The following is a 17,495-nucleotide window of genomic DNA, read 5'->3' on the forward strand; positions in this document are numbered from 1 at the left end:
GCACATGAAGACCGTCAACCACTGGATCGGTGGCAAGACCGTCGAGGGCGCGTCGGGCAATTACGGCCCGGTCACCGACCCGGCCACCGGCGAGGTCACCACGCAGGTCGCGCTCGCCTCGGCCGAAGAGGTCGACGCGGCGGTACAGGTCGCGAAGGAGGCCTTCCAGACCTGGGGCCGGTCCTCGCTGGCCGCCCGCACCAAGGTGCTGTTCGCCTACCGCGCCCTGCTCGACGCCCACCGCGACGACATCGCCGAGCTGATCACCGCCGAGCACGGCAAGGTCCACTCGGACGCGCTGGGCGAGGTCGCGCGCGGCCTGGAGATCGTCGAGCTGGCCTGCGGCATCACCACGCAGCTCAAGGGCGAGCTGTCGACGTCGGTCTCCAGCCGGGTGGACGTCTCCTCCATCCGCCAGCCGCTGGGCGTGGTCGCGGGCATCACCCCCTTCAACTTCCCGGCGATGGTGCCGATGTGGATGTTCCCGCTGGCCGTGGCCTGCGGAAACACCTTCATCCTCAAGCCGAGCGAGAAGGACCCGTCGGCGTCCAACAAGCTCGCCGAGCTGATGAGCGAGGCGGGCCTGCCGGCGGGCGTGCTGAACGTCGTGCACGGCGACAAGGTGGCCGTGGACGCGCTCCTGGCCCACCCCGACATCGCGGCCGTCTCCTTCGTCGGCTCGACCCCGATCGCCCGCCACATCCACACCACCGCCTCGGCCAACGGCAAGCGCGTACAGGCGCTGGGCGGCGCCAAGAACCACATGCTGGTCCTCCCGGACGCCGACCTGGACGCCGCGGCCGACGCGGCGGTGTCCGCGGCCTACGGCTCGGCCGGTGAGCGCTGCATGGCGATCTCCGCCGTCGTGGCCGTCGGCTCCATCGCCGACACCCTGGTCGACAAGATCCGCGAGCGCGCCGAGAAGATCAAGATCGGCCCCGGCAACGACCCGACGTCCGAGATGGGCCCGCTGATCACGGCGGCCCACCGCGACAAGGTCGCCTCGTACGTGAAGGGCGCGGCGGCGCAGGGCGCCGACGTGGTGCTGGACGGCACCGGCTACACCGTCGAGGGCAACGAGAACGGCCACTGGATCGGCCTCTCCCTGCTCGACAACGTCCGGACCGACTCCGACGCCTACCGCGACGAGATCTTCGGCCCGGTGCTGTGCGTCCTGCGCACGGAGACCTACGAGGAGGGCGTGGCCCTCATCAACGCCTCGCCGTTCGGCAACGGCACCGCGATCTTCACCCGCGACGGCGGCGCCGCCCGCCGCTTCCAGCTGGAGATCGAGGCCGGCATGGTCGGCGTCAACGTCCCGATCCCGGTGCCGGTGGGCTACCACTCCTTCGGTGGCTGGAAGGACTCGCTCTTCGGCGACCACCACATCTACGGCAACGACGGCATCCACTTCTACACCCGCGGCAAGGTCGTCACGACCCGCTGGCCGGACCCGGCCGACGCCCCGTCCGGCGTGGACCTGGGCTTCCCGCGCAACCACTGACACCCCCGGACCCCCGGACCCCGTACGGCGAGAACCCCCGGCCCACCCCCTCACGGGCCGGGGGTTCCCGCTGTCCCGTTTCCGTCTCGCTCCGTTCCGCTCCGTCCCGTTCCGTGCCCTGCCTTTCAGGGCGCGGGCGTCAGGTGCGGGGCGGGTTCGGGGTGCTCCTCCACCCGGCTGCGCCGGCGGCGCAGCACCCGCAGGGCGAGGGCCGCTCCCGCCGCCAGCAGGAGCGCGCCCACCGCCAGCCAGGGGACGGCGGTGAACCGGGTCCCGGACTGCGAGCGCAGATCGGGGTGGGCCGTCGCGCCCGCCGTGACCGTGACGCTCACCCGGTCCGACTGGGGCGCGTCCGGCCAGGGTTCGGTCAGTTCGATGCGCTGGCCGGGCAGCAGGGACAGCTTCAGCTCGCGGGTCGGGCGGTTGAGCAGCTCGCGCCCGAACAGGCCGCGCGCGGACACCGCCACCGTGGGCTCGACGACCAGGTTGCCCCGGTTGACCAGCGTGTACGAGACCGTGGCCCGCGCGTTCTTGACCCAGGGCAGCAGCGGGGCCGCGCGGGTGACCCGTACGTCCTCCACGCTCAGGCCCGGGGTCACCGGCCCGGGCACCCGGAAGTAGAGGCGCGCGCCCACCGAGCGCTTCACCCCGACCTGGACCTTGCCCTCCTGCTGGACGCCCTCCACCGCCGTGCCCAGGGCGACGATCCCGCCGACGTGGTCGCCGGGTGTCGCGTCCGCCGGGACCTTCACCGTGAACGGGATGTCCGTGCGGCCCTTGGGCGGCACGGTGACGGGGCGCGCGGCCTGCGGTGCCAGCGTGATCCACGCGCCGACGTCCTTGGGCGGGCTCTCCACCGGCAGCAGGGCGAAGGCACCGCCCGAGGGGGTGTTCACGGCGTCGGTCGCGAAGACCTGGAACGTCAGCTCCTTCTCGGAGGAGTTCAGGATCGTCACGCTGTCGCCGAGGGTGGTCCCGGCCTCGCCCTGGTGGAAGAAGTACGCGCGGTCGGTCGTCGCCGCTCCGGCCGCCGGTGTCGGGAAGACGCTCCAGGTGCCGTTGTCCGCCGCCCTGGCGGCCGTGGCGGACAGCAGGCCCGTGCCCGTCACCAGCGCGAGCAGGGGCGCGAGCGCGAGCAGGGCCAGGAGCCGGCTGACGTGCGGACCGTACGAGGGGGTGCGGATGCGCATGGGCGGTCTCTCCAGTCGGCGCGGCGCGGGGAAAGGGGTGGCGCGGCGCCGGAGCGCCGCACCACCCGGGACGGAGCGGGGCCGTACGGGTCAGGCGATCGAGAAGGTGACGACCGTCTGGTAGGTGTCGGCGAACATGAACGGCGGGAGCTGGATCATCCCGGCGCCGCCGACGGCGAACTCACCACCGGTCAGCTCCTCCCCGCCGGCGGCCTGCGAGGCCACCTTCATCGGGGTGTCGGAGATCGCGCCGGGCGCGCCCGCGGTGCAGGTGCTCGGGCTGTCCGGGTTGGTCACGGTGCAGGACGGCTGGATGCCGATCTGCGCCTTGGCCATCGAGTGACCGGTGGTCTGGTTCAGGAACGGCGTGCGCGTCGCCGTCACGTCCCAGCCGAGCGAGCCGCCGCGGAAGTCCTGCACGGTCGCGGCGTTGAAGACGCCGACCACCGACTGGGCCTTTCCGTTGATGGTGACCGAGCCGAAGCTGACGGCCGGCTGCCCGTCCTTCGGGCCGAGGCCCAGCGGCCCGGGCAGGACCTCGACGTCGACCGGGTTCTTCACGCCCGGCTGGTCCTCCAGGAACACGAAGGCCTTGTACGGGGTGACCGCGCCGTCGATCCTGATCGCGTCGGCCTTCTTGGTGACCGTGACGGTGCAGGTCGCGGCGCCGGAGGCGTCCGCGGTGCCCGCACCGGCATCACCCGTCGCCACGCCCCCGAGGAGGGCGGAGCAGGTGACCGCGCCGGCCGGGAAGTTGGCGCCGTTGACGACGACGGCGGTACCCGCCGGGCCGCTGTTAGGCGTCAGCTTCGTCGTGACCGGGTCCTTGGGCAGGGCTTCGACCGCGACCGAGCCGAGCGAGGCGCTCGGGCGCGGCGCCGGGGTGCAGGTGGTGGTGAAGACCGAACCGGAGAGGTCCGCGTCGGTGACCGCCAGGTCGAGTGCGACGTTGACCGCGGTGCCCTCGGTGCCGTCCGGAATCCTGATCGTTCCGGAGAACGCCTTGGGGTCGAGCGGCTGCCCGGCCACGACGGTGACGGTCTCGGGCGGGCTGGTGACCACCTGGGTGGTCGTCCCGACCTTGAGGGTGATCTTGGAGGTGTTCACCGTGGTGACGGAGAACGCGGGGACCAGCGGGCTCGCACCCGGGTCGATCGTGATCGGGACGACGTCGCCGGCCTTGGCGCCGTCCGGGAGGGTGACGGTGTAGTTCTGGTTGCCCGAGCCGTCCGACTGCGGCGCCGGGGCGTCGCAGTTCTCGAAGACGGCGGTGGTCTTGGTCGCGGCCTGCGCGGAGCCTGCCAGGCCCACCACGCCGCCCGACAGGGCCAGGGAGAGGGCTGCCGCCCCGGCCAGTACTCTTCGTCGATGCGTTCTCGTACTCACTGGGTCGCGACTCCTTCGTCATGACGAACCCTCCCCCCACCCGCTGTGTGGGGGAGGCCGAGCCGGTGCGGTGGCCGATATTGACGCGTCGCCGTGATGAGAAGTCAATGACTTGCTTTCGCCCGAAGCACACATAAATTGATGGGCCATCAGGGGCGGTCTGATGGCCCCTCGCATACCGGCCGGTCGGGGTGGCCCGGTGGCCGGAGGTCGGTGGCTGGTGGCTAGCGCTCGGTGGGCAGGTGGAGCAGCAGGTTCGCGCTGCCGGCCGGCAGGGCGGTGATCCGGTCGGGCACGGCACTGCGTACGAGCGCCTCGGAGACCTGGGCCGGAGTCCTCGCGAGGCCGCGCGCCAGGATGAGCGCGGCGACCCCGGCCACGTGCGGCGAGGCCATCGAGGTGCCGGAGGAGCGGGCGGTGGCCGTGGTGGAGCCCTTCCAGGCCGAGGTCACGGACACGCCCGGCGCCCAGAGGTCCACGCACCTGCCGTAGCTGGAGAAGGGCGCGCGCCGGTCCCGGGCGTCGGTCGCCCCGACCGTGATGGCCTGGCGGACGGAGGACGGGGATCCGCCACAGGCGTCCTTGCCCTCGTTCCCGGCGGCCACGGTGAAGGTGATCCCGGAGGCCACGGCCCGGATCACCGCCCGGTCCAGGGCGGAGCTGCGCGTACCGCCCATGCTCATGTTCGCCACCGCCGGGGTGGCCCGCGCCTTGGCGGCGTCCTTCACCATCCAGTCGATGCCCTTGAGCATGGCCGAGAGCCTCCCGGAACCACGGCAGTCGGCCACCTTCACCCCGACGAGGGACACCCCCTTGGCGACCCCGTACCGCTGCCCGCCGATGGTCGCGGCGACGTGCGTGCCATGGCCGTTGCAGTCGCCGGAGCTGCCGGGGAACAGCTCGCTGTAGCCGAAGCGGGCGCGCCCGCCGAACTCCTGGTGACGGGTGTTGATCCCGGTGTCGATCACGTAGACCGTCACGCCCTCGGCCTTCGTGGGGTACGTGTACGAGCCGTCGAGCGGGAGCTCGCGCTGGTCGATCCGGTCCAGCGGCCAGGGCGCGGGGCTCTGCGACTGCGCGTCGGCGAGGTCCATGGTGTGGAACCGCGCGTCGGGCTCCACGGAGGCCACCCGGGGGTCGGCGGCCAGGGCGGCGGCGCGGGCGGCGGTGGTACGGACGGCGAAGCCGTGGAGGGCCGCGTCGTAGACCGGCCCGACCTCGTCCCCGGCGTCTTCCGCCTCGGCGACGAGCGCACGGGTCGTGGCGCGGGAGCCGGTGTCCTTGAGGACGACGACGTAGGGGGCGGAGTCCGAGGTGGCGGAGGAGGTGACGGAGTGCGGGGGCAGGGGAGTGGCGGCTGTGGTGGACGCGGCGGCTGTGGCGGCGGTGGTGGCCGTGGTGGCCGCCACGAGGAGCGCGGCGGCGGGGAGGAACGCGGCGAAAGGGGTCATGCGGCCGATGCTCGGCGAGCGGCGGCGCGGGCGCGCGGAGGGTGCGCCGTGTGGGCGCACGACACGCCCTCGTGCGGTGAGGGGGTGTCTGGTGGGTCAGGCCGGATCAGGGAGCCGGCCTGACCCACCAGACACCCCCTGGTTACGGGGCGAGCTGCCAGCCGCGCATCGCGAAGAGCCCTTCGTCGCGCGCCCCGCAGGCGGTGTAGGTGGCCAGGGCGGGCTCGTTGTCGGTGTCGACCCCCGCCCACATGCCGTAACAGCCGCGTCCCCGCGCCTCGTCGGCGAGGGCCAGGGTCAGGGCGCGGCCGATCCCGCGGCGGCGGTACCCCTCGTCCACGGAGAGCTCGTACAGGCACATCTCGGTGCCCTTGTCGGGGTGGCACATCTCGATCCCGGAGACCATTCCGGCGGGCACGCCGTCGACGTAGGCGATGAGCATCACGTGCCCGGGGGCGGAGAGGAAGCGCTCGGACCAGTCCTTGCGGACGGGCCCGTCGAAGAGGGCTTCGGCGGCGGAGAGTTCGGCGGGGGTGAAGGCCCGGCGGATGTCCATGGCGGCCACGATAAGGCGTAGCCGACGGATGGCGAGCGGTATGTCGGTACGGCGTGGCGGGGCGCCGGGCCGATCGCCGAGGCGGGGGCGGGGCGGTCTCAGGGAGCGGTCGGGGAGGAGGCGCCGTCCGTCCAGGCGTAGACCCGCTTGCCGCGGACGGCCACCTGGTACTGCCGGGCGTCGCGGCACTCGGGCCGGACCTCGGACCGCAGGCTGCGCGGCCACCACTTGGCGTGCAGATCGGGGGCGCCCGGCTGTTTCGTCGCGGCCGCGCCGCACTGCGGGCCGTCCAGCGGCGTCGCGCCGAGCGTGAACCGGATCAGCCGGGACCCGCCCGTGGTGCGCACCCGTATGCGCACGTCGGTGGCGTCCTTGGGTATCCAGGACGGAAGGGCGAACGGGGCCCCGGCGCGGGTGGGCGCGTCGGCCGCGGTCGCGAACCGCTTGCCCTTCTCCTTGGACACCCGGGCGTGGACGGCGTCGGTCACCGGATTGGGCGGCAGGTTGGGCAGCGCGAAGGCGGCGGTGGCGAGGGCTCCCACGGTGGCGGCGGCGATCACGAGCGGGCGGCGGTTCATGCGTTCCAGTCTGGGCGGTGAGCGCCTCTCCGCGCGTCCTTCCGCAGGACGATCCGCGCCTCTGCCGGAGGTCGCACACGGCCTCATACCTGGGAGCTGCCCGGTGCAGTGACGGGGCGCAGGGTGGTGCGGTGACCGGCGCAGGGCGGTGCAGTAACCGGGCGCCGTGCGGGGCGTTGGCCGGGGTGACCCGCCCGCTCCGGCCCCCGAGGAACGCCATGCGCCGTCCCCGCCCCCTCCCCGCCCTCGCCGCCGCCACCGCGGTGCTCGCCCTCGCGTCACCGGCCTGGGCCGCAGCCGGGGCGCCGGCGGACAAGCCGCAGGTGCTGAGCCGCTGGACGCAGAGCAGCGCCCGCAGCTACCGCGCCTGGGCGGACGCGCGCGAGCACCGGGCCGCGTGGGCCGCGTACGGCTTCGACTGGTCGACGGACCTCTGCACCACCTCCCCGGACAACCCCTTCGGCTTCCCCTTCGAAGCGGCCTGCGCACGCCACGACTTCGGCTACCGCAACCACCGGGCGGCTGGGCTGTTCCCCGCCGCCAAGGCACGGCTGGACGAGGCGTTCCACGCGGACATGAAGAGGGTCTGCGCGGCGTACCGGGGCCCCCGCAAGAGCTCGTGCGACAGCACCGCGTGGACCTACTACCAGGCCGTCAGGCTCTTCGGCATCTCCTAGGCTCCGGGGTTCCTGGGGTTCCTGGGGTTCCTGGGGTTCCTGGGGTCCGGGGTTCCTGGGCTCCCGGTCGCCCGGCTCAACAGCACACCACGGGGACCTGCTGGACCAGGTTGTTGCCGAAGCCGCCGCGGTTCCAGGGCTGTTCGACGGGCTGGGTGCGGCCCGCGCCGTCCGTGGCCCGGACAGTGAGGGTGTGGCTCCCGGGCGTGGCCCGCCAGTCGCAGCTCCAGGCCTGCCACGCCCAGCGGTGCGCCCCCTGCGGCTCGACCCGGGCCGGAGTCCAGGAGCGGCCCGCGTCGGCGCTGACCTCCACCCCGACCACGGCCCCGTACCCGGACCAGGCGCGCCCCTCCAGCCGTACGGGGCCGGGGCGCACGATGCGGGTGCGCGACATGAAGTCGGGGAAACCCGGCGGGACCATCAGGGCGCGCGGGGCGATGCGGGTGACGGGGTCGCCCGGTTCGTCGGGGTCCTGCCGGTACCGGTAGGCCACGGACTGCTGGAACCCGGTGAACGGGGCGTCGACGAGGGTGATCTCGCGCAGCCATTTGACGTGCGCCATGCCGTACCAGCCGGGGACGACCAGCCGCAGCGGATACCCGTGCTGCGGCGGCAGGGGCCGGCCGTTCATGGCGTACGCGATCAGCACCTCGGGGTCGTCGCCGGTGGCCGCCGACAGGGGCAGACTGCGCTGGTAGTCCTGCTCGACTCCGCGTTCGACCCCGTGATCGGCCCCGGTGAACACGACCTCCACGGCGTCCGGCCGCACCCCGGCCTCCGCGAGCACCAGGCGCAGCGGTACGCCGGTCCACTCGGCGGTGCCCACCGCCTCGACCAGCCACGGCTGGCTGACCGGGCGGGGCGACAGGCGCGCCCGGCCGTTGCCCGCGCACTCCATGGTGACCCGGTGGGTGACGGCGGGAAATCCGCGCAGGGCGGCGAGGTCCAGAGTCAGCGGGGTGGCGACCCGGCCGCCGACCGTCAGGCTCCAGTGGTCCGCGTCGGCGGCGGGGATGTCGTAGTGGACCAGGACGTAGTGCAGCCCCGGCGGCGTGACCTCGTAGCGCAGGGCCTCCAGCGGGAGGCCGTGGTTGCGGGCCGCGAGCGCCAGCTCCTCCGCGCTGATCCCCTCGCCGGGCGCCGCGATCCGTCCCGGGGTGCTGACCTCCTGCAAGGGTGCCTGCTCCATCTCCTCATGGTCGCGCGCACCGCGCGGCGCGGCACGTCGTCGGCCGAAAAGGCCTAGCGCGACAGGTACTCGTTGAACCAGCTCCGCGCCAGGTCGGCCACCTCGTCCAGTGCTCCCGGCTCCTCGAAGAGGTGGGTGGCGCCCGGGATGACCTCCAGCCGGTTCTCGCAGCGCAGCTCGCGCTGGGCCTGCCGGTTCAGTTCGAGCACCGTGGTGTCCCGGCCGCCCACGATCAGGAGCGTGGGCGCCCGTACGCCGGCCAGCCGCGGGCCGGCGAGGTCGGGCCGCCCGCCCCGGGACACCACGGCGCCGACGTCCGGACCGTCGCCGGGCCCGTTCCCGGCGGCAGCGGCGAGATCCGCGGCCGCCCACAGGGCTGCGGCGGCCCCGGTGCTGGCCCCGAAGTAGCCGATCGGGACGGAGGTGCGCCGGCGCAGCCAGCGGGTGGCGTCCGCGAGCCGCGCGGCCAGGGTCTCGATGTCGAAGACGTTGGCCCGGTCGGCCTCCTCGGCGGGCGTGAGCAGGTCGAAGAGGAGGGTGCCGAGGCCCGCCCGGTTCAGGTCCGCCGCCACCGCACGGTTGCGCGGGCTGTGGCGGCTGCTGCCGGAGCCGTGGGCGAACATCACGACCGCCCCGGCGGTCTCGGGGAGGGTGAGGTCACCGGCCAGTGCGGTGCCGCCGGCGTCCACCTCGACCGCCGAGGACCCGGACGTCTCGCGGGACGCACCGCCGGAGGGACCGGACGCGGAGGTCGCGGCCGCCGCCCGTGCCAGCAGGTCGACGACCTCCTCGTCCGGCGTCTGGGAGAAGTCCGCGTACCACTCGCCGACGGCGCGGAAGGCGCGCGGTGTGGACAGGCACACCACCTCGTCGGCCTCGGTGGCCAGCCACGCGATCGCGTCCGGCGGCGCCACGGGGACGGCCAGGACCACCCGCCCCGCGCCCTGCGCCCGTACGACCTCGCACGCGGCGGCGGCCGTCGACCCGGTCGCGATCCCGTCGTCCACCAGGATCACCGTGCGGCCGGTGAGGTCCACCCGCGGCCGGTCGCCGCGGAACCTGGCCGCCTGCCGTGCGAGCTCCGCCTCCTCGGCGCGCTCGACGGCCGCGAGGTCCTGCTGTCCGACCCGGCTGCTGCGGACGATGTCCTCGCTGATGACCCGTACGCCACCCTCGCCGATCGCGCCGAACCCCAGCTCACGGTGGTAGGGGACGCCGAGCTTGCGCACCACGATCACATCGAGGGGGACGCCGAGGGCCCGCGCCACCTGGAAGGCGACCGGGACCCCGCCGCGGGGGAGGCCCAGGACCACGGGACGCTCCGGCGCCAGGTGGCGCAACGCCTCGGCGAGACGCGCACCCGCGTCCGCGCGATCGGTGAACTGCACGAGGGTTCACCCCCAACCCGGGGAAACGTCAGGCCACGCATCCACCTCTACGCCTACTTCGACGCAACCCCATGCCCGACCTCCTCGCAAGTCCGCGCGCGTCCTCGCGGCGGGGCCCGTCGGCGCGCCGTGTCTGAATTGATAGCGAAGAGTGAATTTGGGTAGCTTTGCGTGAGTTCCGGGCGGCCGGCCCGCTCGATCCAGTGGCGGGGGTCCGGACGCTTCGGACAGGAGGTGCGTGCCGGTGCCTGGTCCGAGCGAGCGGGAAACACGGCCGAAGGAACCGGGGAAGCGGTCGGAGGGACCGGGGAAGCGGCCGGAGGAACCGGGAAGAGGGACGCGCGGCGCGGTGGTCCGGGGCGCCGAGGCCCTGGACGCACGGCTCCCGCTCTCGGAAGTGGCCCGGTCGCTCGTCCGCAAGGTCTTCCCCGACCACTGGTCCTTCCTCCTGGGCGAACTGGCGCTCTACAGCTTCGTCGTCCTGCTGCTGACCGGGGTGTTCCTCGCCTTCTTCTTCGACCCGTCCATGCGCGAGAGCGCGTACCAGGGCTCGTACGCCCCACTGCGCGGCGTGCCCATGTCGCAGGCCTACCTCTCCACCCTGGAGATCAGCTTCGACGTACGGGGCGGGCTGCTGATCCGTCAGCTCCACCACTGGGCGGCGCTGCTCTTCCTGTCCTCCATCGGGGCGCACATGCTGCGGGTGTTCCTCACCGGCGCCTTCCGCCGCCCCCGGGAGGTCAACTGGCTGCTGGGCGTCACCCTCTTCCTGCTGTCCCTCCTGGAGGGCTTCGCGGGCTACTCGCTCCCCGACGACCTGCTGTCGGGCACCGGGCTGCGGATCGCCCAGGGGATCATGCTGTCGGTCCCGCTCGTCGGCACGTACCTGAGCTTCTTCGCCTTCGGCGGTGAATACCCCGGGGACGACATCGTGTCCCGGCTCTACCCCGTGCACATCCTGCTGGTCCCCGGCCTGCTGCTGGGCCTGATCACCGTGCACGTCCTGCTCGTCTTCGCCCTGAAGCACACCCAGTGGCCGGGACCCGGCAGGACCGGCCGCAACGTCGTGGGCCTGCCCTTCCACCCGCAGTACGTCGCCAAGTCCGGCGGCCTGTTCCTCATGGTGTTCGGGCTGCTCGCCGCCCTCGGAGCGCTGGCGCAGATCAACCCCATCTGGAGCTACGGCCCCTACCGCGCCGACGTGGTCTCCACCGGCGCCCAGCCCGACTGGTACGTCGGATTCCTCGAAGGGGCGCTGCGCCTGATGCCCGGCGTGGAGACCCGGCTGTGGGGGCACACCGTCATGTGGAACCCCCTGCTGACGGCCGTGGTGCTGCCCGGCCTGCTCTTCGCCGTCCTGTACGCCTATCCCTTCTTCGAACGCTGGATCACCGGTGCGACGGGGGAACGCCACCTGTGCGACCGCCCGCGTGACCGGCCCGTCCGCACCGCCCTGGGCACGGCGGCCCTGTCCTGCTACGCCGTGCTCCTGCTCGCCGGGGCCCAGGACGTCCTCGCCTTCGTCTTCGACGTGGCCCTGCCGGCGCTGACCTGGACGCTGCGCGTCGCGGTCGTCGCCGTCCCGGTGGCCGTCTTCTGGCTGACCAGGCGGCTGTGCCTGGGCCTCCAGGAGCGCGAGCGCCGCCTGTTGACCGACGGCGAGGCCTCCGGGCTGGTGGTCCAGGGAGTCGAGGGCGGCTTCCGGCCACAGCACCGGGCCCTCACGCCCGGCGAGCGGTACGCGGTCCTCGCCCGGGAACGGCCCCGGCCGCTGGCGCCCCACGGGGGCGCGGGCGGGGGCCGGCTGGGGGCGCTGCTGCACAAGGCGCGGTCGGCCCTCAGCCGCTGGTACTACCGGGACAGCGTCCCCTACCCCACGACCGCCGAGCAGCGCCGGAAGATCGCCGAGACCACGGCGGGCCCGGACCACCCGAGGCCACCCGCGAGAGCGAACGACTGACCCACTCCTGCCTGACCCCTGGCTACTCCTCGTGGCCGAGGTTCTGGAAGGCGAAGCCGAGGACGCCCGGCAGCAGGACGCCGAAGCCGATGAGGCACAGCCACAGGCCCTGGACCACCCCCAGGCCGATCAGCGCGGTGCCCACGGCCGCCAGGACGGGAAAGTAGCTGCGGGCGGGGAAGAAGGCCGTACGGCCGCCCGCCTCCCGGACCTCGGCCCCCTCGCGGTCCTCCGGCCGCGCGCCGCCCCGCCGGTACTGGCGCCAGAGGAACGCGGCGACCAGGCTCGCCATGACGAAGGAGACGCAGAGGGCGGCGCTGCCCGCCGGCTCGCGCGAGAACCAGCCGTAGACGACGGTGGTCGCCCCGAAGAACAGGGCCGTACCGGTGAAGAGCCAGGCCTCACCTTTCACGGGACACCTCCGGGTGGTGCAGGTCGAAGGCCGGGGATTCGGAGCGGATCCGGGGCAGCGTGTGGAAGTTGTGCCGGGGCGGCGGGCAGCTCGTCGCCCACTCCAGGGAACGCCCCCAGCCCCAGGGGTCGTCGACGGTGACCCGTACGCCGTAGCGATGGGTCTTCCAGACGTTGTAGACGAAGAACAGCGTGGAAAGGCCCAGCAGGAAGGACCCGAGGGTGGAGATGGTGTTGAGGAGGGTGAAGCCGTCGCTCGCCAGGTAGTCCGCGTAGCGGCGCGGCATGCCCGCCTCGCCGAGCCAGTGGTGGACCAGGAAGGTGGTCTGGAAGCCGGTGAACAGGGTCCAGAAGTGGAGCACGCCCAGCCGTTCGTCCAGCATCCGTCCGGTCAGCTTCGGCCACCAGAAGTAGAAGCCGGCGAAGGTGGCGAAGACGATGGTGCCGAAGAGGACGTAGTGCAGGTGGGCGACGACGAAGTAGCTGTCCGTCAGGTGGAAGTCCAGCGGCGGCGAGGCCACCAGCACCCCGGTCAGACCTCCCAGGAGGAAGGTGACGAGGAAGCCGATGGACCACAGCATCGGCGTCTCGAAGGAGAGCGATCCCTTCCACATCGTTCCGATCCAGTTGAAGAACTTCACTCCGGTCGGCACGGCGATGAGGAAGGACAGCAGGGAGAAGAAGGGCAGCAGCACGGCCCCCGTCGCGAACATGTGGTGCGCCCACACGGTCGCGGACAGGCCGGTGATGGCGATCGTGGCGCCGATCAGAGCCACGTAGCCGAACATCGGCTTTCGGCTGAAGACGGGGAGGATCTCGGTCACCACGCCGAAGAACGGGAGGGCGACGATGTAGACCTCCGGATGCCCGAAGAACCAGAACAGGTGCTGCCACAGCAGGGCGCCGCCGTTGGCCGGGTCGAAGACGTGGGAGCCGAACCTGCGGTCCGCCTCCAGGACCAGCAGCGAGGCCGTGAGCACCGGGAAGGCCAGGAGCGCCAGGATGGAGGTGAACAGGACGTTCCACGTGAAGATCGGCATGCGGAACAAGGTCATGCCGGGCGCGCGCAGGCAGACGATGGTGGTGATGAAGTTGACCGCCCCGAGGATCGTGCTCAGACCGGAGACCGCCAGCCCCATGGCCCACAGGTCGGGGCCCGTACCGGGGGAGTAGCGGGCGCCGTTCAGCGGCGCGTAGGCGAACCACCCGAAGGCGGCCGCCCCGTGCGCGGTCAGGAATCCCGAGACGACCAGCAGGCCCCCGAAGAGGTACACCCAGTAGGTGAAGGCGTTGAGCCGCGGAAAGGCGACGTCGGGCGCGCCGATCTGCAACGGCATGATCGCGTTGGCGAAACCGGTGAAGGTGGGCGTCGCGAACAGCAGCATCATGATCGTGGCGTGGATGGTGAACATCTCGTTGTACTGCTGGTTCGAGACGATCTGCAGGCCGGGGCGGGCGAGTTCGGCCCGCATGAGCATGGCCAGCACGCCGGCGAAGAGGAAGAAGGCGAAGGCCGTCACCAGGTAGAGATTGCCGATCACCTTGTGGTCGGTGGTCGACAGCCACCTCAGAACGGCGCCCCCCTGCCCGACCCGCCGCCCACTCCCGCGCCAGGCCTCCGCCCGCGACGCCGCATCATCGGCCGCCGCGTCGTCTGGCGTTGCCCCTTCGGGTGTTGCCCCTTCGGGCGTTGCCCCTTCGGGTGAACGGTCCACCGACGTCATCCGTCCTCCAGAGAGCTTCGCCGCCGAGCCTGCACCCCTTGCCCTACAGCCTGACCCGAGCCCCGAAGCAACGGCGCGCCGTGACCATCGGCCATTCGGCGGCCCCGCCACCCAACCAAAAAGCCCTCCATGGCCGGTAGTCGCCTGCCTCCCCGTCCTACAAGACGCGACGGACTTCCTCGTAGACGGCCAGTCGGTCATCTCGGCTTGCTTGCGGCATGACGTAGCGGCGGGCGCGCACCTGCTGAAGGAATTCATCAGGGAGGGAAACGTGGTAGGTGGCCACATAAAACCCCAAGTCGCCACGCCATACCCATTCCCCATCGGTGAGAATGTTGTCCCCGCCCAGGATTCGTTCATCGGATCCCAGAGCATCATTCACGGACCCCATGATGGAGAGGATCTCGTGGCCCTCGTCAAGATATTCAAGCAGAGCCGACTCGTCAGGTTCGCCAGACTCGCGAACGAGATCCCGGAGGCTCACCATCGATTCACCGGCTTTCGTCGGCCAAAGCTCTTTGCAGAGACCTAGTACCTTCATGTTCATTCCCATTTTCTCAGTACCCTCCATCGCAATCTCAGGTGTGGTTGGCGCACTTTGAGCAGCGGCCGCCTCGTTCAACTCCGGCCGTCGGGCTCTGGTGTGGCGTGATATGCGACGAACGGGGACGCCATCATAGTGTGGATTGTTTCGAATCGCTTCAGCGATATGGGAGGGGCTCGTATCCCCCGCCCGATCCGGCTCGAAATAGCATCCGCCGTTTGCATGGATGACCGCATCGCGATAGCCGGTTTTCGGTTTTATAAGGGCATGTGGAACCGGCGGGTATGTGGGAGCTACCGGCTTGGTTGACTTGGGTGAGTTCCATGGCCGTCAGTACTTCCGGGGTGGCCAGAGCCTCGCCAAGATTACTCCCGGCGGTGACCTGTCTATTCTGGATCCCGCGATCCCCTTCTGGCGATGAATTTTGGAAAGGTGCCGATTCCCTCGCTGAAGTCGCCCTAAGGGTTATCGGCGGAGGCCTGCGGGTGCTCGGCGTGCGGCCGAGCCTGAGGTGGGCACGACGGCCAGGTCCATGGAGAGCTGCCACTTGAAGGGGCGGGGCGTCGCCGATGCCCGTCCGGTTCCTGCCATCCGGCGCTCGTCGCGGTCCTGGGCGAGTTCGTGGGCGTCACGGCGGCTCTGCCCGGCGGCCTCCGTACTCCAGGAGGGTCGGTGGACGGCTCGCAGGAGCTCTTCCGGCGCGTCTGGAGCAAGGCTCTCGAGGCCGTACTCGAAGGGTACGGGGGTGCGCGCCCGCGCGTCGGGGGACTGATCGGGGCGCAACTTCGGGAGGCTTCCTGAAGGACGGCCGTCAGGAGTCGTCCGAAGCGGGTATGCCGCCGACCTGTACGAAAGCCCTCCGCGAAGGAGGGCTCGGGGTGGTGGAGAAGAGTGCCCCCGGCAGGACTCGAACCTGCGGCCAAGTGCTTAGAAGGCACCTGCTCTATCCACTGAGCTACGGGGGCCGGAAGGTGGCCGTGGTGGCCTGGAGCCCCTGGTGGGGGTGGGACTGCGGTCCGTGCCGGGTCAAGGATAGGGCTCCGGTTGCCTTGTCCCGGTTGCTTCACTCGCGGGCCACGATGTGGAGGTTCGGTGAAGCGGTCCCGATAATCGCAGGCAGGTGCGATTCTCGCATCGGTTTTGCGCCGCGGCGCCCCCTGGTGTTGTGCACTCGTTATGCCTGCGCCCCACTCGTCCGCCGTGACCAGAATGTCCCACTGGAGTCGCGCTCGGCGCGCAGAGGACTTATAAGCTTCAAAAATGGTCCTAAATTGGGCATTCTTCGCATGTGGTGACCTTGGATGTTCGGCCTCAGCTGCTCGATGCCCTGTCCGCCCTGCGCGACCGGGTCGCGTCCGTGCGTCTGCCGCTGCCCCTGCCCGGCGCTCCGCGCGCCCGTCAAACCAGAGCCGAGCTGCTCGCGCAGCTCGACGATTACCTCGTACCCCGGCTGAAGGCGCCCGAGGCGCCCATGCTCGCCGTCGTCGGCGGGTCCACCGGGGCCGGTAAGTCCACCCTCGTCAACTCCCTCGTCGGACGACAGGTCAGCGAAGCCGGGGTGCTGCGCCCGACCACGCGCACGCCGGTGCTCGTCTGCCATCCGGATGACCACCACTGGTTCGCCGGGATGCGGGTCCTGCCCGACCTGATGCGGGTCTGGGTGCCGCACGCGGAGGAGGACGCACCCCCGGCGCCCGCCTCCCGGGCCCGCGAACGCACCCGGGCCGGCGACCGCACCCGGCGCGGCGGCGGCCACTCCACCCGGGAGATGCGGATCGAGACCGTCTCCACCCTGCCGCGCGGGCTCGCCATCCTCGACGCCCCCGACATCGACTCCCTCGTGGTCGAGAACCGGACACTCGCCGCCCAGCTCATCTGCGCCGCCGACGTCTGGGTGATGGTCACGACCGCCTCGCGGTACGCCGACGCCGTCCCCTGGCACCTGCTGCGCACCGCCAAGCAGTACAAGGCCACCCTCGTCACCGTCCTCGACCGGGTCCCGCACCAGGTGCTCGCCGAGGTCTCGCGGCAGTACGGGGCGCTGCTCACCAAGGCCGGGCTCGGCGACGTACCGCGCTTCACCGTCCCGGAGCTGCCCGAATCGGCCGGCGGGGGCGGGCTGCTGCCGGCCAGCGCCGTCGCCCCGCTGTTCGCCTGGCTCGCCCACCACGCGCAGGATCCCGCCGCCCGCCAGTACGCCGTCGGGCGGACCGCGCTCGGCGCGCTGGACTCCCTCGGGCGCCGGATGCCCGAGCTCGCCTCCGCCGTCGCGGCCCAGCACGCCGCCGCCGTACGGCTGACCTCGGCCGTCGAGGACGCGTACAAACGGGAGGGCAAGCGGGTGCGCGGCCGCCTCGACCACGGCGCCGTCCTGGCCGGGGACGCCCTGACCCGGTGGCGCGGCTACCCGCTCGACACGAGCGCCGACGAACTGCTCGACTCGCTCGCCGAATCCCTGGCCGCGCTCCTGCAGTGCGCCGTCGCCGCCGCCGACGAGCGGATCGCCGAAGCCTGGCGGCGGGAGCCGGCCGCGGGCGCGCTGGCGCTGCCCGCGCCCGACCGGGAGGCCGGGGAACGCATCGGCATGGCCGTACGGCGCTGGCGGCGCGTGCTGGAGGAACTCGCCGAGGAAGAGGTCGCCCGGCTCGACAAGCAGCCCACACCCGACGCCGACGGCGTCGCGGCCCTGCTCGTCGCCGCCCTCCTCGGCGGCAAGCGGGCGCGGCCCGCCGGGGAGCGGCTCGCCGAACGGATCGGCGCCCAGGCCGCCCTGCGCCTGCGCGACCGCGGCGCCGAACTGGTCGGCGACCACCTCGACCAGGTGCTGCGCGCCGAACGCGACCGCCGGCTCGCCCCGCTGGAAGCACTCGAAGTGACCCCGGAACCGCAGGCCGAGCTGATTGCCGCGCTGTCCCTACTGCAGAAGGAGAGGTGACG

14 protein-coding genes and 1 tRNA gene are annotated in these 17,495 nt (G+C 72.0%); 4 read left to right on the forward strand and 11 right to left on the reverse strand.

The window, feature by feature from the left end:
- The first annotated feature begins 4 nt into the window (after positions 1-4).
- Entirely contained in the window at positions 5-1,504 is a 1,500-nt protein-coding gene (locus ACF059_RS16270) for a CoA-acylating methylmalonate-semialdehyde dehydrogenase (protein ID WP_361942287.1), read from the forward strand.
- A 125-nt stretch (positions 1,505-1,629) separates the two neighbouring features.
- Here the strand turns inward: ACF059_RS16270 and ACF059_RS16275 are convergent, their stop codons facing one another.
- The 5 genes from ACF059_RS16275 to ACF059_RS16295 all read right to left on the reverse strand — a co-directional run bounded on the left by ACF059_RS16275 (position 1,630) and on the right by ACF059_RS16295 (position 6,665).
- A complete protein-coding gene (locus ACF059_RS16275) occupies positions 1,630-2,694 on the reverse strand; it encodes a WxL protein peptidoglycan domain-containing protein (RefSeq protein ID WP_392057182.1) in 1,065 nt (354 codons plus the stop codon).
- Positions 2,695-2,784: 90 nt separating this feature from the next.
- On the reverse strand, positions 2,785-4,080 hold the full coding sequence (locus tag ACF059_RS16280) for a hypothetical protein (RefSeq protein ID WP_392057185.1): 1,296 nt from the start codon (positions 4,078-4,080) through the stop codon (positions 2,785-2,787).
- A 224-nt stretch (positions 4,081-4,304) separates the two neighbouring features.
- Entirely contained in the window at positions 4,305-5,531 is a 1,227-nt protein-coding gene (locus ACF059_RS16285) for a S8 family peptidase (protein WP_392057188.1), read from the reverse strand.
- Positions 5,532-5,673: 142 nt separating this feature from the next.
- Positions 5,674-6,087, reverse strand: a complete 414-nt coding sequence (locus ACF059_RS16290) for a GNAT family N-acetyltransferase (protein WP_366867019.1) — start codon at positions 6,085-6,087, stop codon at positions 5,674-5,676.
- Positions 6,088-6,185: 98 nt separating this feature from the next.
- Positions 6,186-6,665 (reverse strand): hypothetical protein, encoded by a 480-nt coding sequence (locus ACF059_RS16295; protein ID WP_392057191.1) that lies wholly within the window; start codon positions 6,663-6,665, stop codon positions 6,186-6,188.
- Between the two features lie 218 nt (positions 6,666-6,883).
- Between ACF059_RS16295 and ACF059_RS16300 the strand changes: the two genes are divergently transcribed.
- Positions 6,884-7,342: a phospholipase gene (locus tag ACF059_RS16300; protein WP_392057194.1), complete on the forward strand. Its 459-nt coding sequence runs from the start codon at positions 6,884-6,886 to the stop codon at positions 7,340-7,342.
- A 76-nt stretch (positions 7,343-7,418) separates the two neighbouring features.
- Here ACF059_RS16300 and ACF059_RS16305 read toward each other — a convergent pair whose 3' ends face one another.
- Complete coding sequence (locus ACF059_RS16305) at positions 7,419-8,531, reverse strand: sulfite oxidase (RefSeq protein ID WP_392057197.1); 1,113 nt, start codon at positions 8,529-8,531, stop codon at positions 7,419-7,421.
- A 53-nt stretch (positions 8,532-8,584) separates the two neighbouring features.
- Positions 8,585-9,919 (reverse strand): phosphoribosyltransferase family protein, encoded by a 1,335-nt coding sequence (locus ACF059_RS16310; protein ID WP_392057200.1) that lies wholly within the window; start codon positions 9,917-9,919, stop codon positions 8,585-8,587.
- 349 nt (positions 9,920-10,268) lie between these two features.
- Here ACF059_RS16310 and ACF059_RS16315 point away from each other — a divergent pair, with 349 nt between their 5' ends.
- The gene (locus tag ACF059_RS16315) at positions 10,269-11,879 is read left to right on the forward strand and encodes a cytochrome bc complex cytochrome b subunit (protein WP_392057203.1); all 1,611 of its coding nucleotides are present in this window, start codon (positions 10,269-10,271) and stop codon (positions 11,877-11,879) included.
- A 22-nt stretch (positions 11,880-11,901) separates the two neighbouring features.
- On the opposite strand, the gene ACF059_RS16320 is transcribed toward ACF059_RS16315, so the two are convergent.
- The 4 genes from ACF059_RS16320 to ACF059_RS16335 all read right to left on the reverse strand — a co-directional run bounded on the left by ACF059_RS16320 (position 11,902) and on the right by ACF059_RS16335 (position 15,523).
- Positions 11,902-12,291: a cytochrome c oxidase subunit 4 gene (locus ACF059_RS16320; protein ID WP_392057206.1), complete on the reverse strand. Its 390-nt coding sequence runs from the start codon at positions 12,289-12,291 to the stop codon at positions 11,902-11,904.
- Entirely contained in the window at positions 12,281-14,014 is a 1,734-nt protein-coding gene (gene ctaD, locus ACF059_RS16325; RefSeq protein WP_392057209.1) for a cytochrome c oxidase subunit I, read from the reverse strand. Before ctaD ends, ACF059_RS16320 begins: the two co-directional genes overlap by 11 nt.
- A 157-nt stretch (positions 14,015-14,171) precedes the next feature.
- Positions 14,172-14,561: a hypothetical protein gene (locus ACF059_RS16330; RefSeq protein ID WP_392057212.1), complete on the reverse strand. Its 390-nt coding sequence runs from the start codon at positions 14,559-14,561 to the stop codon at positions 14,172-14,174.
- An 889-nt stretch (positions 14,562-15,450) separates the two neighbouring features.
- A tRNA-Arg gene (locus tag ACF059_RS16335) sits at positions 15,451-15,523 on the reverse strand.
- 323 nt (positions 15,524-15,846) lie between these two features.
- On the opposite strand from ACF059_RS16335, the gene ACF059_RS16340 reads away from it, so the two are divergent.
- Positions 15,847-17,493, forward strand: a complete 1,647-nt coding sequence (locus ACF059_RS16340; protein WP_392057214.1) for a dynamin family protein — start codon at positions 15,847-15,849, stop codon at positions 17,491-17,493.
- The last annotated feature ends 2 nt before the right edge of the window (positions 17,494-17,495 follow it).

This window comes from Streptomyces sp. NPDC016562 (genome assembly GCF_043076955.1).
Taxonomy (GTDB): domain Bacteria; phylum Actinomycetota; class Actinomycetes; order Streptomycetales; family Streptomycetaceae; genus Streptomyces.

What these genes read in the sequence shown, in the direction of transcription:
- ACF059_RS16270 (WP_361942287.1), top strand. Translation starts at nt 5, where the DNA reads ATGAAGACCGTCAACCACTGGATCGGTGGCAAGACCGTCGAGGGCGCG.
- ACF059_RS16275 (WP_392057182.1), bottom strand. Translation starts at nt 2,694, where the DNA reads ATGCGCATCCGCACCCCCTCGTACGGTCCGCACGTCAGCCGGCTCCTG.
- ACF059_RS16285 (WP_392057188.1), bottom strand. Translation starts at nt 5,531, where the DNA reads ATGACCCCTTTCGCCGCGTTCCTCCCCGCCGCCGCGCTCCTCGTGGCG.
- ACF059_RS16290 (WP_366867019.1), bottom strand. Translation starts at nt 6,087, where the DNA reads ATGGACATCCGCCGGGCCTTCACCCCCGCCGAACTCTCCGCCGCCGAA.
- ACF059_RS16295 (WP_392057191.1), bottom strand. Translation starts at nt 6,665, where the DNA reads ATGAACCGCCGCCCGCTCGTGATCGCCGCCGCCACCGTGGGAGCCCTC.
- ACF059_RS16300 (WP_392057194.1), top strand. Translation starts at nt 6,884, where the DNA reads ATGCGCCGTCCCCGCCCCCTCCCCGCCCTCGCCGCCGCCACCGCGGTG.
- ACF059_RS16305 (WP_392057197.1), bottom strand. Translation starts at nt 8,531, where the DNA reads ATGGAGCAGGCACCCTTGCAGGAGGTCAGCACCCCGGGACGGATCGCG.
- ctaD (WP_392057209.1), bottom strand. Translation starts at nt 14,014, where the DNA reads ATGACGTCGGTGGACCGTTCACCCGAAGGGGCAACGCCCGAAGGGGCA.
- ACF059_RS16330 (WP_392057212.1), bottom strand. Translation starts at nt 14,561, where the DNA reads ATGAACATGAAGGTACTAGGTCTCTGCAAAGAGCTTTGGCCGACGAAA.